Genomic DNA, 625 nt, shown 5'->3' on the forward strand with positions numbered 1-625 from the left:
TCCAAGATCCCGACGCTGGTGGACCGCAGCGGGCCCGAGCCGATCCGGGTCTTCGAATCCGGCGCGATCCTGGTCCATCTCGCGGAAAAATTCGGCGCCTTCCTGCCGACCGCGCCGGCTGCGCGCGCCGAGGCGCTGTCCTGGCTATTCTGGCAGATGGGCAGCACGCCCTATATCGGCGGCGGCTTCGGGCACTTCTACGCCTATGCGCCGACCAAGCAGGAATACCCGATCGACCGCTTCACCATGGAGACGAAGCGCCTGCTCGACGTGCTGGACCGCCGTCTCGCCGAGAGCGAATACGTGGCCGGGCCGGACTACACCATCGCCGACATGGCCATCTGGCCCTGGTATGGCGGGCTGGTGAAGTTCGACAGCTATGGCGGGTCGGAGTTCCTGGCCGCGCACGAGTACAAGAACGTGCTGCGCTGGACGAATCAGATCTGGGCGCGCCCGGCGGTCAAGCGCGGCCGCATGGTCAACCGCCTCGCCGGCGAGCCCGAGACGCAGCTGCACGAGCGCCACGACGCCGGCGACTTCGAGACGAAGACGCAGGACAAGCTGGCGCCCGCGGACACTTAATACTCCGCGTAGATCTCGATGATGTTGTCCTCGGGGTCGCGGA

General features: G+C 66.7%; 1 protein-coding gene. It reads left to right on the forward strand.

The genetic code is table 11. From position 1 onward, the window contains the following. On the forward strand, positions 1-582 hold a 582-nt coding region (locus AC1DWF_RS35935), incomplete at its 5' end, for a glutathione S-transferase C-terminal domain-containing protein (RefSeq protein ID WP_476843224.1). Positions 583-625: the final 43 nt, after the last annotated feature.

The organism is Aminobacter sp. P4_D5 (genome assembly GCF_056401815.1).